At 70.2% G+C, this 14,389-nt stretch carries 13 protein-coding genes; 12 read left to right on the top strand and 1 reads right to left on the bottom strand.

Annotated elements, in window-relative coordinates; translation table 11 throughout:
- Positions 1-71 precede the first annotated feature (71 nt).
- From K7787_RS15065 to K7787_RS15015, 11 genes are all read left to right on the top strand, one after another.
- Complete coding sequence (locus K7787_RS15065) at positions 72-1,298, top strand: acyl-CoA dehydrogenase family protein (RefSeq protein WP_223001711.1); 1,227 nt, start codon at positions 72-74, stop codon at positions 1,296-1,298.
- A gap of 110 nt (positions 1,299-1,408) precedes the next feature.
- Complete coding sequence (locus tag K7787_RS15060) at positions 1,409-2,704, top strand: lysine N(6)-hydroxylase/L-ornithine N(5)-oxygenase family protein (RefSeq protein WP_223001710.1); 1,296 nt, start codon at positions 1,409-1,411, stop codon at positions 2,702-2,704.
- A gap of 3 nt (positions 2,705-2,707) precedes the next feature.
- Positions 2,708-3,784 carry an NAD(P)/FAD-dependent oxidoreductase gene (locus tag K7787_RS15055; protein WP_223001709.1) on the top strand — a complete coding sequence of 359 codons (1,077 nt, stop codon included), beginning with the start codon at positions 2,708-2,710 and terminating at the stop codon, positions 3,782-3,784.
- Entirely contained in the window at positions 3,781-5,796 is a 2,016-nt protein-coding gene (locus K7787_RS15050) for a class I tRNA ligase family protein (RefSeq protein ID WP_223001708.1), read from the top strand. Before K7787_RS15055 ends, K7787_RS15050 begins: the two co-directional genes overlap by 4 nt.
- Positions 5,793-7,331, top strand: coding sequence for an AMP-binding protein (locus K7787_RS15045; protein WP_223001707.1), 1,539 nt, complete (start codon positions 5,793-5,795; stop codon positions 7,329-7,331). The genes K7787_RS15050 and K7787_RS15045 overlap by 4 nt, the downstream gene beginning before the upstream one ends.
- On the top strand, positions 7,321-7,581 hold the full coding sequence (locus K7787_RS15040; RefSeq protein ID WP_009192381.1) for a phosphopantetheine-binding protein: 261 nt from the start codon (positions 7,321-7,323) through the stop codon (positions 7,579-7,581). Before K7787_RS15045 ends, K7787_RS15040 begins: the two co-directional genes overlap by 11 nt.
- A gap of 1 nt (position 7,582) precedes the next feature.
- On the top strand, positions 7,583-8,197 hold the full coding sequence (locus tag K7787_RS15035) for a GNAT family N-acetyltransferase (RefSeq protein ID WP_223001706.1): 615 nt from the start codon (positions 7,583-7,585) through the stop codon (positions 8,195-8,197).
- Complete coding sequence (locus K7787_RS15030) at positions 8,194-9,294, top strand: C45 family autoproteolytic acyltransferase/hydrolase (RefSeq protein ID WP_223001705.1); 1,101 nt, start codon at positions 8,194-8,196, stop codon at positions 9,292-9,294. Before K7787_RS15035 ends, K7787_RS15030 begins: the two co-directional genes overlap by 4 nt.
- A 90-nt stretch (positions 9,295-9,384) precedes the next feature.
- The gene (locus tag K7787_RS15025; RefSeq protein ID WP_223001704.1) at positions 9,385-10,314 is read left to right on the top strand and encodes a thiamine pyrophosphate-dependent dehydrogenase E1 component subunit alpha; all 930 of its coding nucleotides are present in this window, start codon (positions 9,385-9,387) and stop codon (positions 10,312-10,314) included.
- 3 nt (positions 10,315-10,317) lie between these two features.
- Positions 10,318-11,325, top strand: coding sequence for an alpha-ketoacid dehydrogenase subunit beta (locus tag K7787_RS15020; RefSeq protein ID WP_223001703.1), 1,008 nt, complete (start codon positions 10,318-10,320; stop codon positions 11,323-11,325).
- Complete coding sequence (locus tag K7787_RS15015) at positions 11,318-12,502, top strand: 2-oxo acid dehydrogenase subunit E2 (RefSeq protein ID WP_223001702.1); 1,185 nt, start codon at positions 11,318-11,320, stop codon at positions 12,500-12,502. Before K7787_RS15020 ends, K7787_RS15015 begins: the two co-directional genes overlap by 8 nt.
- Before the next feature lie 235 nt (positions 12,503-12,737).
- Here K7787_RS15015 and K7787_RS15010 read toward each other — a convergent pair whose 3' ends face one another.
- Positions 12,738-13,781, bottom strand: coding sequence for a MupA/Atu3671 family FMN-dependent luciferase-like monooxygenase (locus K7787_RS15010; RefSeq protein WP_169436995.1), 1,044 nt, complete (start codon positions 13,779-13,781; stop codon positions 12,738-12,740).
- Between the two features lie 304 nt (positions 13,782-14,085).
- Here K7787_RS15010 and K7787_RS15005 point away from each other — a divergent pair, with 304 nt between their 5' ends.
- On the top strand, positions 14,086-14,343 hold the full coding sequence (locus tag K7787_RS15005; RefSeq protein WP_223001701.1) for a phosphopantetheine-binding protein: 258 nt from the start codon (positions 14,086-14,088) through the stop codon (positions 14,341-14,343).
- The last annotated feature ends 46 nt before the right edge of the window (positions 14,344-14,389 follow it).

Below are 14,389 nucleotides of genomic sequence, written 5' to 3'. Positions count from 1 at the left end.
AAGGTGCCGCCGGGTCCCCGGCCGTCACGACCGATGCTGACCTGCGGATCTGAAAGGGCGACATGACTCACGTGCTGGGCGGCGGTCTCGATGAGGGCATCCTGGCGTTGCCGTTCTACGAGGAGCAGCACCGCACGCTGGCCGTGGGGCTCGCCGACTGGTGCGCCGGCCGGGCCGGCCTGTGGTCACGTCCTCTGGAGCGGACCCCGGAGAAGGCCGGCCGGGAGATCCTGCGCGCGCTCGGCTCCGCCGGATGGCTGGGCTTCCTCGATCCCGCGAGCGGGTCCGCCGCCGGTGACCACCGCTCGATCTGTCTGGCCAGGGAGATCCTCGCGTACGCCGACGATCTGGCGGACTTCGCCTTCTCCATCCAGGCGCTGTCGGCAACCCCGATCGTCCGGTACGGAAACCGTGAGCAGCAGTTGGAGTATCTGCCGCGCATGGCGTCGGGCGAGACGGCGGGCTCGTTCGCGATCTCGGAGAAGGAGGCCGGTTCCGACATGTCGGCGGTCGGCCTGACCGCCGACCGAGTGTCCGGCGGCTATCTGCTGAACGGGCGCAAGGCCTGGATCGCCCATGCCGGCATCGCGGATGTGCACTGCGTGATCGCCCGCACGGGCGGGGGACCCGGTGCGCTGGGGCTCACGGCATTCCTGGTGCCGGCGCGCACGCCCGGGGTCCGGGTGCTGGAGGAGGTGCGGTTGATTGCTCCGCGCTCGCTCGGACACCTGGCCTTCGAAGACTGCCTGGTCCCCGAATCGAGCGTCCTCGGACGCCCCGGACAGGGGTTCGTGGTCGCTACGGACCTGCTGGAGCGATTCCGGATGACGGTGGGGGCGGCCGCGGTGGGATTCGCTCGGCGCGCCGTCGACTCGGCAGTCCAGCAGGCCCGCGAGCGGCGGATGCACGGCGGCAGGCTGATGGATCTCCAGCTCGTGAAGGGTGCGCTCGCCGACATGGAGGTGAAGCTCAACGCCTCCGCGCTGTTGGTCGCGCGGGCCGCGTGGGAACTCGACCACGGGAATCCCGGCTACGCGAAGCACTCGAGTATCGCCAAGGTGGCCGCCACCGAGGCCGCACAGGAGATCGTCGACGCTGCCGTCCAGATCCACGGGGCTGCCGGCCTGGTCGCCGACAGTGTCCCCGAACGCTTGTACCGGCAGGTCAGGTCCCTGAGGATCTACGAGGGAGCGTCCGAGGTCCAGAAGCTGATCATCGCGGACACGCTGGGACGACGGCCGCTCGTGGGCCGGTCCCGAGCGGCATCCGCAAACAGTGCGAGTCGAGTGGAACGCTGACTTGTCCTCCCCGGTCGCCTCAGCGACGCGGGCAGAGCCGTCCCCGCGCATCGTGGCCCACCCTGGCGGCCGGCGCGGGAAGACAAGCCGACGCATACACGGGGAGAAGCATGAGTGACGAACAGCACTACGAGTGTGTCGGCATAGGCGTCGGCCCTGCGAACCTGAGTCTTGCATCTCTTCTGCACGGTAGTCCTGGGCTGCCGAACCTCTTCCTCGAGAAGCGTGAGGTGTTCAGCTGGCATGACGGACAGCAGATACCCGACGCGACCCTCCAGGTGTCCGTCTTCAAGGATCTGGTGAGTCTGTCGGACCCGACCAGTCCCTTTTCGTTCCTGTCCTACCTGAAGGACAAAGGGCGGATCTACCACTTCATCAACGCCCAGTTCAGTGCGGTGCCGCGGCAGGAGTTCCGCAACTACCTGGAATGGGCCAGCCGGCGCAACCAGAACGTGGTGTTCGGAGAGGAGGTCGTCTCCGTCGACTTCGACGGCGTGTTCGTGCTGCGCACCAACCGGCGCACCGTCACGGCGAACAACGTGTCCATCGGCATCGGCAGCACCGCCTGGGTGCCGGCGGAAGCCCGTGACCACCTCGGCCCCACCCAGTTCCACGTCAGCGAATTCGTGCCTCGCGGACGCGACTTGGCGGGCAAGAGGGTCTGCGTGGTCGGCGGCGGCCAGTCGGGCGCCGAGGCGTTCCTCGACCTCGTCTCGCGTCCGTCCGCCGAGCGACCGCGCCGGGTCTCGTGGGTGTCACGCCGCCGCAACTTCTACCCCATCGACGACTCGCCCTTCACCAACGACTTCTACATGCCCGGCTACTCGGACTACTTCGCCAGGCTGGACCAGGGGACGCGCGAATCGTTCAACCGGGAGCACCTCCTCACCAGTGACGGCATCTCCGAGGGCACACTCCGCGAGATCTATCAGCGCATCTACGCCGAGCGGTTCATCCACGGCAACACCGACCTGGTCTCGCTGTACCCGAACCGGAACGTGATCGCGGTCGCCGCCTCCGACAACGCCTGGTCGTTGAAGCTGTCCAACAGCAATCATCCGGCGGTCCTCGGGCAGGTCGACGCCGACGTAGTGGTCTGGGCGACCGGGTTCCGCACCACCGCGCCCGACTTCCTCGCGCCGATCGCGGACCGACTCGAGCGCGAGGGCGACGAGTTTCGCATCGACAGTGATTTCGCCGTGATGTGGGACGGCCCTTCGAACCGGAGCATCTTCCTCCAGAACGCGGCTCTGCGACAGCGCGGACTGGCGGACAAGAACCTCAGCCTGCTGGCCTGGCGGAGCCAGCGGATCATCGACCGCGTGCGATGTGTGCGCAGCGACGACACGGTTCCCTCGTTCATCGAATGGTCGGCGAAGCTCAGCCCGGACGAGAGCGTGGGCTGAGCCATGACACAGGTCGACTTCGCAGTCGTTGGTGGCGGAATCATCGGGTGCACGATCGCGCGGGAGCTGGCGCTCCGGGCCCCGCACGCCTCCGTGTTGGTGCTCGAACAGGACGCCGTCGGGTCCGGAGCCAGTCGCCGGTCGGCCGGGCTGCACTTCCCCCGTGGCGCGACGGAACGCGTACGCCGCATGGCCGGCTACAGCCAGGCCTACTACAGGGCCCTGCTCGACGCCGATCCGGCGTTGCCCATTCATCCGGTTCCCCTGCTGGTGGTGTCCGACCGTGCGGCTGTGGACCAGGTGGAGGCGGCCTATCTCGACGAGGCCGGACTGTCCCGCGTGGACGCGTTGCCGGACTGGCTGCCACCGCTGTCGGACGAGACGGCGGCCTGGACGGGCGAGGGCTGCCAGTACGCCGATGTCGGGGCGTTGACCCGGGCACTGGCCCGGTCCCTGCGGCCGCGGACGAGTTTCAGGGAAGGCGTCTTCGTCGCCTCCCTGGACCGGGTCGCGAGCGGGTACGAACTCGGGTTCAGCACAGGGGAGCGCGTCACAGCCGGCTCGGTCGTGCTCGCCCCCGGCCCGTGGCTGGCCGCGCCGGCCTGGCGGGAACGGCTCGCCCCCCTGGGCGCCAGGGTGAAGAAGGTCGTCGCGCTGCACATCGAAGTGCCGCCCGCGGCCGAGGACGGCGTCGTCGTCTTCCACGACGAGGACGCGTTCCTGCTCCCGCTCCACGAGCAGAGGCGCTGGCTCTTCAGCTACACCAGCCAGGTCTGGGACGTCGACCCCGACCGGCTCACCGGCAGCGTCTGCGCGGCGGACCTGGCCGACGCCCGCGAGGTGCTGTTCGCCCGCGCCCCCCGCCTGGCCGGCTCCGCCCGCAGCGGAAGGGTGTTCTGCGACGCGTACAGCGCCAACCGGGAGCCGCTGGTACGTGCTCTGGACGAGGAGGGCCGACTGGTGTTCGCGGGCGCCGCCAACGGCTCCGGCTACAGGCTCGCACCCGCCATCGCAGCAGAGGCGGCGCATCTGCTCCGCAGAGCCGTCGAGAACGTTTCCGACCAAGGGGGCCAGCAATGAACGTGAGCGTCTTCTCCGCTGAGGAACTGCACCAGGCATTCGGCATCGAGATGAGCTCCGTGGAGAAGATGAGCGCGGGAGCCGGCTGGGGCCGGGTCGCTCCGGGTGTCACCTCCGATCCGCACCAGCACGACGAGATCGAGATGTTCGTCGTCGTCGCCGGAAGCGGATGGGTGGCCTTCGACGGTCGGCGGATCCGGGTGGAGCCGGGAACGGTGTGCCAGTTCGAGCCCTTCGAGACACACGTCGTCGAGAACGACGGAGACGTCGACCTGGTCTTCTTCGACCTGTACTGGCGCGACCCGGCGCGCGCCGCCCAGGCCGCGGCGGCCGGCGGCACGCGCCGCCGGTTCCACGAGAGGCCGGTCTTCGTCTTCTCGACCCCGCCCACTCCGAACGGCGACCTCCACCTCGGCCACCTGTCCGGTCCCTACCTGGGAGCTGACGCCTACGTCCGCTTCCAGCGCATGCGGGGCGCCGAGGCATGGCACCTCACCGGGAGCGACGACTACCAGAGCTATGTGGTCGACCGCGCCCGCCGTGAGGAGCGCGAACCGGCGCGCACCGCCGAGCACTACAGTGCCGAGATCGCCGCGACGCTCCGTCTGATGGACATCGAGGTCGACCAGTACACGGTGACCAACGAGGACCCCGGCTACCGGGACGGCCTGCGCGGATACTTCTCGAAGCTGGTCGACTCGGGGGCGGTCACCGTCAGGCAGACGCCCGCCCTGGTGGACGACGGGACGGACGCCTACCTCTACGAGGTGGACGTCTCGGGCGGCTGTCCCGGATGCGGGGGCGGCACCAGCGGCAACATCTGCGAGGAGTGCGGCGAACCGAACGTCTGCGTCGACCTGGTCGACCCGCGCAGCAGCCGGTCACAGGCGCCGCCGAAGCGGCGACCTGTCGCACGCTTCGTCCTGCCCCTGCACGAGTTCGGCGGCGAGGTCGCCGACCACCACCGTCTCGGCCGGGTCCCGGCCCGGCTCCGCGAACTGGCGGACCGGGTGTTCGCGCGCCCCAGGCTCGACCTTCCCGTGACCCACCCTTCGGACTGGGGCGTCGCGCCCGCGGAGACGACGGTGGACGGGCAGGTGATCTGGGTCTGGCCCGAGATGTCCTACGGCTTTCTCCACGGCGTCGAGGCCCTCGGCGGGCGGCTGGGCCGTGACTGGCAGGCCCTGACTCCCGAGCAGGACTGGAAGTTCGTCCACTTCTTCGGCTACGACAACAGCTTCTACCACGCCGTGCTCTACCCGGCTCTCTACCGGTTGGCGTACCCGCGGTGGAATCCCGATATCGATTACCACGTCAATGAGTTCTACCTGTTGGAGGACGGCAAGTTCTCCACCAGCAGGCGCCATGCCATCTGGGGCAAGCAGATCCTGCGGCCGGAGACCGTGGACGCGGTGCGCTACTACCTGTCGCTCACGCGTCCGGAGCGGCACCGGACGAACTTCGCGCTCGAGGCGTACACGGAGACCGTGCGGCGGGTCCTGGTGGACGGCTGGCAGGGCTGGCTGAACGACCTGGGCGCACGGGTCGCCGGACAGTACGGCGGGGTCGCCCCGGACGCAGGTGTCTGGACCCCTGAGCACACGGCGTTCCTCAACGGCCTGGGAATACGGCTCGCCGCTGTCGCCGACAGCTACGGGCAGGACGGGTTCTCGCTGAACCGTGCGGCCGCCGAACTGGACGGGATCGTCGTCGACGCCCGGCGGTTCGCCGAAGCGGAGGCACGGACCGCGCTGATCGCCGGTTGGCAGGACGAGGCCCGAACGGCCGTCGCGCTGGAACTGGCCGCGGCACGACTGCTGGCCCGCGCGGCCACGCCGATCATGCCTCGCTTCGCCGCCCGGCTCGCCCGGGCGCTGGGGACGACCGACCTCTCGTCCTGGCCCTCCCAGGTCGAGCTGGTCGCGCCCGGCACCCGCATCGACCTCGAACAGCAGGCCTACTTCGAGGCCCTGCCGTCGGACTGGTCGCTCGCCGGGGGAGCCACGACATGACGGACTCCGTGATCAACCGCTTGGTGGCGGGGCCGCCGGCTCCCGGCCACCGGATCTCCTTCATCCGGCTCGGCAGTCGCAGGACACTGGACCTGACCGAACTGTACGAGCAGTCAGGCCGTGTCGCCGCCTACCTTCAAAGCCTCGGCGTCGGGTCCGGGGACCGCATCGGAATCCTGGCGGCCAACAGCCTGGAATGGGTCCTGCTGGACCTCGCCGCGCTGCGGCTCAAGGCCGTGGTCGCAGGTTTCGAGCCGGGCAAGTTCGCCGATGCCGCAGAGCTGGTGGCACGCTACGGGCTCACGGTTCTGTTCACCGACCAGGACGTGCCGGCGGACGCGCCGGCGGCTGTCCGAACGTTCGCCGAAGTCGCCGAGGCCGCGGGGCAGGCATGGCCGGAGCCGCCCGGACCCGTCGTGTACGGCCCCGAGGAGGTGACGACGATCAAGTTCACCTCCGGCAGCACCGGTGCGCCGAAGGGGCTCGGGGCCACGGTCGGCAGTATCGACGCGTCGATGCGGGCCGTGCAGGAGATCTTCGGGCACCGGAGCGGCGACAACCTCTTCGTCTTCCTGCCGCTGTCACTGCTGCAGCAGCGGTACTGGCTCTACTCCGCCCTCTGCTTCGGCCACGACGCGACCGTCACCACGTACGAGGCGGCCTTCGCCGCGCTGGGAACGGCCCGGCCGACTGTGGTGATGGGGGTACCGGCGTTCTTCGAGGCCGCCAGGCAGCAGATCGGCCAGGACGCCGCTCGTGCGGACGGCGTCACGCCGGAGGCGGCCCGCCGCGCGGCCGCGCGGCGGCTGTTCGGCGACCGGATCCGCTACCTGTGGACCGGATCGGCGCCGGCGGACCGGGAGGTGCTGCGCTACCTCACCGACGCGGGCCTTCCCGTCTACGAGGGCTACGGGCTGAACGAGACGTGCATCGTCAGCAAGAACCATCCCGGCGCCCACCGGGAGGGCAGCGTGGGCAGGGTGCTGCGGGGCAAGGAGGTGCTGTTCGACGAGGACGGCGTGATCCTGGTACGGAGCGAGCATCCGGTGAACCGGCGCTACGAGTTCGCCGAGCCCGGTGACTCCGAGCGGATGTTCGTCGCGGACGGGGTGGTGCGCACCGGCGACCTCGGTTACGTCGACGAGGACGGCTTCCTGTTCATCCAGGGACGCGCCGACGACGTCATCGTGCTCGGGAACGGCAAGAAGGTGATCGTCCGGCCGATCGAGGAGCACATGCGGACGAGCCCGGCGATCGAGGAGTGCGTGGTGTTCTGCCCCGCGCAGACGTCCCTGGTGGCGGTGGTCTCGCCTTCCTCCGACACGGCCGACCTGGAGGCGATCGCCGAACAACTGGCCCGCACCAACGCCTCGTTCGGCCGTGACGAACAGATTCGCAAGGTCGTCGTCGCGAGTCCGCGGCCCAGCATCGCCAACGGAATGCTCACCTCGCAGTTCAAGCCGAGACGACAGGCCATTTTCGCGGCCTTCCAGTCGCAGATCACGAACAACCAGGACGGTATCCATGCCCAGTGACGTCGAGACCATCGCGCGGGAGAACCTGTCGGCCGCGCTCCAGCCGCCCGCGGATCCGCACGAGATCGAACCCGACCTCGAGTTGACCGACTACGGCTTGACCTCGTTGCAGAAGGTCCTGTTCCTGACTCGGCTGTGCGAGGACCTCGCGGTCGATCTCGCCTCCCTGACCGAGCGCGACGTCGCGGAGATGCGCACGCTCCACGACGTCGTCGACACCCTGTCACGCCACGCCGGAAAGGCTTCTTGAAGTGAGCTGGGCAGAGCTGGCCGCGGCCACGCTGGAGAACGACCACGTGAGGCTGCGTCCGATCACTCCCGAGGACCGCGAGTCGATCCACGCCATCGCGATGAACCCGGTGATCTGGCGCTACTTCGTGAGCCTGGTCGAGACGGAGGAGGACTTCGAGGCCTTCTTCCAGGGCATGGTCGCCGACCACGCGGCGGGCAGGCGCGTGGTCTTCCACATCACCGACAAGACCACGGGGCGGTGCGCGGGGAGCATGAGCTTCGGCAACCTCTCCGAGGCGGACGCGCGCCTGGAGATCGGCTGGTCCTGGTTGGGCGTCGACTTCCAGGGCCGGGGCGTCAACCGCTGGGCCAAGTACCTCTTGCTCCAGCACGCCTTCGAGAACCTGGGCGCCGAGCGCGTGGAGTTCAAGACGGACCAGCTCAACGCGCAGGCCCGAAGCGGCCTGCGCAACATCGGCGCCGTGGAGGAGGGCGTCCTGCGCAGCTTCAACCCGATGCCGGACGGCAGGCGCCGGGACGCTGTCTACTACAGCGTGCTGCGCGGCGAGTGGTCGTGGCTCAAGGACGAGCTGGCCGCCAACGCGAAGGTGACCCGTCGAAGCGGAACGGTGTGAACGGCGGAGCGGGCGTCGCCCATCTGCATCTGCGCGGCAACCCCTATGAGGTCGGCCGACAGCACGGGGCAGCTCTCGCCTGTCCGCTGCGCGGCTTCGTCGACGACTCGCTCTGCCGCCTCAACCTGCTGCTGGACGAACCGGTCACGACGGCCGGGCTCGAACCGGTGCTGTCCGCGTTCGACGCGGTGATCACGGCAGAGCTGCCACGGCTGGCCGAGGAGATCACCGGACTCGCCGACGGGATCGGGATCCACCGCGACCAGGCGCTGCTGCTGCAACTGCGCCGGGAGATCCTGGGCTACCGCAAGATCCCGGCGCGCGGCGACTGCACCACCTACGCCAGGGCCGGTTCCCGTCCGGTACTGGCCCAGACGGTGGACCTCAACGGCGACCTGGACGATCAGATCAGCGTCCTGGACGTCCGGCTCACCGGTTCCCCGCGCCGGGCTTTGGTGCTCAGTTTCGCGGGCCTGCTCGGCTATCTCGGGGTCAACAGCGACGGCCTGGCCGTGGGCCTCAACCTGGTCCTCGGCGGAGACTGGAAACCCGGAGTCCCGCCGTACCTGGCCATTCGCCACGTGCTGGACTCCGCCGCCACCGTCGATGAGGCGGTCGAGTGCCTGCGCGGTCTCCCGTTGGCCAGCTCACGGTCGTTCATGCTCTGCGACGCGGGCAAAGCGGTCTGGGTGGAGGCTCTGGACGGCCGGTTCCGGTGCTTCGAAGCCCAACAGGCAGAGCACACCAACCACTTCCTCCACCCCGAGTTCGAACCCTTCGACGAGATCAACGTCTTCGCGCGGAACTCCTCACGCCGACGGCTGGAGGCGTGCCGCGCCGGTCTCGCCGCGATGGCGCCGGCCGCAGGGGTGGAGGAGCATTTCGCTCTGCTCTCGGCCCCGCCCGTCCGAGTGGCCGGAACCGGTGACATCCGGTACGAGCGCACCGTCGCCGCTGCCGTCGCCTTGCCGGGGAGCGGCCGGTTGTACATCAGGCCGGGCGACCCCGCCACGTCTGTCACCAGGGAGTTCGCCTTCGCGGACCCGGACTGCCGCACTCCCGGCATTCCCCGAGCGGGCGCAGACAGTGCGGGTTGAGGCCGAGACGCCGAGATCCCGGTCCCTGCTCGGCGGACCCGGGCGAGGACCGCGCCCTGATCCTTTGGAACTTCCGGGAGGGAGCCCGTCATGAAAGAAGGTACTGCCATCAGCGTTGCCGGGACCGACGCCGGGATCGACGTCGACGACCTCTCCAGCCTGCTGATGATCAGGCACTTCGAGCAGGCCGTGCTGGACCTGTTCGCGCGCGGGCTGCTCAACGGCACCACGCACACCTGCCTCGGTCAGGAGTACGTGCCGGTGGCCCTGGGGCCGCTGCTGGCCCCGGACGACTTCGTGTTCAGCAACCACCGCGGCCACGGACACTATCTGGCCCGCTTCGACGACCCCGAGGGCCTGCTGGCCGAGATGACCGGCCGCGAGGGCGCCGTCTGTTCGGGCGTCGGCGGCAGCCAGCACATCTTCCGGGACACCTACCTGTCCACCGGGGTGCAGGGCGAGAGCCTGCCGGTGGCCGTGGGCACGGCCTTGTGGTTCCAGCGGACCGGCCGTTCCGGCATCGCCGTGGCCTGCATCGGCGACGGCACCTGGGGCGAGGGCGCCGTCTACGAGGCGTTGAACCTGGCCGCGCTGTGGCGGCTGCCGCTGCTGGTGGTCGTCGAGAACAACGGCATCGCGCAGACCACGCCGACCGCGCGCGCCATGGCCGGCGACATCGCCGGGCGGGCCGCGGCGTTCGGAATCGCCCATGTGCCCGTGACCGGCAGCGACGTCGCCGCGATCCGCGCGCGCCTGGCACCGGTGGTCGAACGGACGCGCACCGGCGGCGGGCCGGCCGTCGTGGAGTTCGCGACCCACCGCCTCGGCCCGCACAGCAAGGGCGACGACACACGCTCCGCCGCCGAGGTCGCCGCCGAGCGGGAGCACGACTGGCACGACGCCTATCGGCGCCTGGACCCCGGCCTGTTCGCCGAGGTCGAGGACGAGCAGCGGACGCGGATCGCCGAGGCCGTGGACCGGGTCCTGGCCCGTCCGGCCTCGGTGTGGGAGAGGGGCTGAGCCGTGGAACGTGTCGCCGAGAACCTGAACCGGGCCCTGCACGCGGCCTTCGCCGCCGACCCCGGCCTGTTCCTGCTGGGGGAGGACGTCGCCGATCCGTACGGCGGCGCCTTCAAGATCACCAAAGGGCTGTCGTCGGGCTACCCCGACCGGGTCCTGAGCACGCCCATCAGCGAGCAGTCGCTGGTGGGGGTGGCCAACGGGCTGGCGCTGTCCGGCGGGTGTGCCATCGTCGAGATCATGTTCGGCGACTTCGCCACCCTGGCCTTCGACCAGATCGTCAACTTCGCGGCCAAATCGGTCGCGATGTACGGCCGCCGCGTCGAGGTCCCGGTGATCGTGCGCTGCCCCACGGGCGGGCGGCGCGGGTACGGCCCGACCCACAGCCAGAGCCTGCAGAAGCACTTCATCGGCGTGCCGCACCTGTCGGTGCACGAGATCTCGCCGTTCCACGACAGTACGGCACTGCTGGCCCGCCTGCTCGCCGACGGCGAGCCGGCCGTCCTGTTCGAGGACAAGGTGCTCTACACGCAGCCGATGCACGAGCCGGGGACGGACGGGCCGTTCGTCGCCGATTTCCCGTTCGGAGCCGGCGGCCCGGCACGGCTGCGGGCGACGGACGGCGACGACGCGGCCGACTGCGTGATCGTCGTGCCCGGCGGTGTGGCCCGGCGGGCGCTGGCGGCGGCCGGGACGCTGTTCGCCGAGCACGAGATCACCTGCGAGGTCATCGTTCCGACCCAGTTGTACCCGTTCGACGTGGAGCCGCTGCTGCCCGCCCTGGCCGGCGCCGAGGTCGTGTGCCTGGTCGAGGACTGCGCCGCCGGCGGCACCTGGGGTTCGGAGGTCGCCACGCGCGTCTACGAGCGGCTGTGGGACCGGTTGCGGCGTCCCGTCGTGCTGTGCAGCGCCGAGGCCGAGGTGATCCCGACCGCCGCACACCTGGAACAGACCGTGCTGCCCCAAGCTTCCGACATCCACCGCGCCATCCGGGAGGCGTTGCATGCGTGAACTGCTGCTGCCGAAGTTCAACAACAACGACGAGGGCTGCGTCCTGGTCGGCTGGACGGTCGACGACGGCGCCGCGGTGTCCGCGGACGCGGTCGTCGCCGAGGTCGAGACCGCGAAGGCCCTGGAGGAACTCGTCGCGGACGCGGACGGCGTCCTCCACCGGCTCGTCGAGGCCGGAGCGCACTGCGCGTTCGGGCGGCCCGTGGGGCTGCTGTTCGACAGCCGCCAGGAACGGGACGACTACCTGGCGAGCCCGGCGGCCGCCGCCGTGACCACCGCACCCGAGGGTCAGGGCCAGGGCGAGGACCACGACGGCGGCCCGGACCCGGTCCTCAGCGACGCCGCGCGCACCCTCGCCCAGGATCACGGCATCCGGACCGAGCAGCTGCGCGCGCTCGGCAAGCGGGTGGTGAAGGCCTCCGACGTCCAGCGGCTCATCGACCAGGGGCTCACGGACCAAGGGGCGGCGGCCGTTGCGGCTGGGGCGTCCGCGGCGTCCGAGGACGCCGCCGTCGTCCGCCTCAGTGCGCGCCAACGCGCGGTGGCCGCCGTCGTCAGCGAGGCGCACCGCACCATCCCGGCCGCCTTCGCCGCGATCGCGGTCGACCTGACAGCGTTCCGCGCCGCCCGCGGCGGCGCCCCGTACGGCCTGGTCGAGCTGCTGGTCAAGGCCATTGCCGCCCGCCACGCCGACTTCCCGCTGTTCTTCGCCACGCCCGGTGCGGACCACACCCTCACCCTCGCGCCGGCCGCCAACGTGGGGGTCACCGTCGACGTCGGGACCGGGCTGTTCATCCCGGTGCTCAAGGACGCCGCCCGCCGTCCGATCGGCGACCTGACCGACGACCTCATGGACTTCCGGGTCAGCGCCCTGCGGCAGAACTTCCGCGAGGACGCGTTCGCCGACGAGGCGATCACCCTCTCGCTGCACAACGAACCGGACATCATCCTGGCCGCGCCGATCGTCCATCCGGGCCGCACCTGCGTCGTGACCCTGTGCGCCGAGCGGAGCGAAGTCGCCCTGGCCGAGGACGGCACGCCGTTCACCCGGCCGGTCACCACGGTCGCCGTCACCTACGACCACCGCTATCTCAACGGCCGCGACGCGGTCCGCTTCCTCACCGCGGTGAAGCAGGACCTGGAGACCGCCGACGCCATCGCCCGGCTGGCGGGCTGACGGGAGGACGACGGGGCCGGGACCACAGGACGGTGCTGGGACCGGCGGACCGTTCGACGTGAACTCCCGCTCGGCGCGGGCCGGCCACTCGGCCGACAGCCGAAAGCCGACAGCCGAGTCGAAATCCGGCAGCCGGCACTTCGGCGGGCCGGCACTTCGGCGGGCCGGCCCCGGCGCGGGCACGGCGAAGCCGCACCCTCGCCGGGCGACCGCGGCGGCACGGGGAGGACCGGGGTCAGACCGTGCGCGGGACGGGCGCGTCGGCGCCGCACGCGTCTTGCAGTCGCTTGAGATAGGTCAGGCCGGTCATGACCTCGTCCGTGGGCAGTCCGAAGTCGATGAGACACGCGATCTCGTCCGCGCCGAGTTCCGCGAGCCGCGCCACGACCTGCTCGCCCTTGTCGACCGAGCCGAGCAGGCCGACGTCGTCGAAGTAGTGCTCGAAGGCCCGCTCGACGAGCATGTCGATCTCGTCCGGCTCCAGGTCTCCGGTGCTGAGGTCCGATGCCAGGATGAGCCCGAGCGAGCTGCGCATGTAGTCGCTCAGCGACGGCCGGACCAGCTCTCGGACCCTGTCGGTGTCCTCGCCGAGATACGTGTGCACCATGACCGCGACATGGCCGGGCCAGCCGGCGTCGGCCGCGGCCTTCCGGTACTCGGCGATGTTGTGCGCCAGTTGTTCGGGACTCTGGCCGAGCAGATGGGTGAGGAGCCCGGCGCCGATCCGGCCGGCGCTCCGGAAGGTCTCGACGTCGCCGACACTGGCGACCCAGATCGGCAGGTCGCTCTGGACCGGCGGCGGGAACGACCGCACCCGCACCGGGTTCCCCGCGCCGTCGGTGACCTCGATCGCCTCGCCGCGCCACAGGGCACGCACCTGCTCGATCCGCTCGTACATCTCCGCCCGGCGGTTCGTGTAGGCGGCCGGGTTCAGGGCGAAGTCGACGGCGTGCCAACCGGAGGCGAAGGACACCCCGACGCGGCCCCGGGAGATGTTGTCCACCACAGACCACTCCTCGGCGATCCGCAGCGCGTGGTGCAACGGTGCCACGACGCTGCCCGCCCGGATCTTGACACGCTCCGTCGTCGCGGCGATCGCCGCACTGGTCACCGAGGGGTTCGGATAGGTCCCGCCGAAGGGGTGGAAATGGCGTTCCGGGGTCCACACCGCCGCGAAGCCGTTCTCGTCGGCGAAGCGGGCGCCTTCGAGCAGCAACCGGTACCGGTCGGCCTCGGCGCTTCCGCTGTCGTTGGCGAAATAGAAGAGGCTGAGATCCATTGTGCGTTCTCCCCACCGGATACGGGTTCGGAATCGGAGGCGGGTGGCGAACATCGGTCAATGAATGCGCCCGCTCCTGATTCATAGCACCCGCGTTCTTCGCGGACACCCTCACCGTGGACGGCGAGGGAAAACGGCCGGCGGAAAGTTGTCTCGCCGGCGAGACAAGCGCACGATGGACGCGTCCTTCGGGAAATCAGGTTTCGTTCACACAGGAGAGCCGTGACCACGTGTCCGGACACGGGTCGGACATGCGGCCTGCCGGCCTGCGGGAGCCGGCCGATGACGTGCGAGAGGTGGCCAGGTGACGGTCGACAGTGGGTTCCGCAACCGCATGGACGAGCTGGTGGTCGGCAAGGTCCGGGAGCTTCTGGGAAAGCCGGACATCGGCATCGGCGACGACTTCCTGGCCGTCGGCGGCAACTCCATCATCGCCGTCCGTCTCGGCCAGGCCCTCCGCCAGGAACTCGGGATATCCCGGATCACGGGCGTCATCCTCAAGAACCCGTTGCTCAGCGACCTCAGCGACGTGCTGAGCGAACTGGTCGGCGAGGCGTCCTGACCATGCCGTGACGGTGGCGCCCGGGCGGTGTCCCGGATGCGACGCC

It is taken from the genome of Streptomyces sennicomposti, from assembly GCF_019890635.1.
Lineage (GTDB): Bacteria > Actinomycetota > Actinomycetes > Streptomycetales > Streptomycetaceae > Streptomyces > Streptomyces sennicomposti.
The sequence above is the reverse complement of the archived record's forward strand: the minus strand, read 5'-3'. Positions and strand labels throughout refer to the sequence as shown.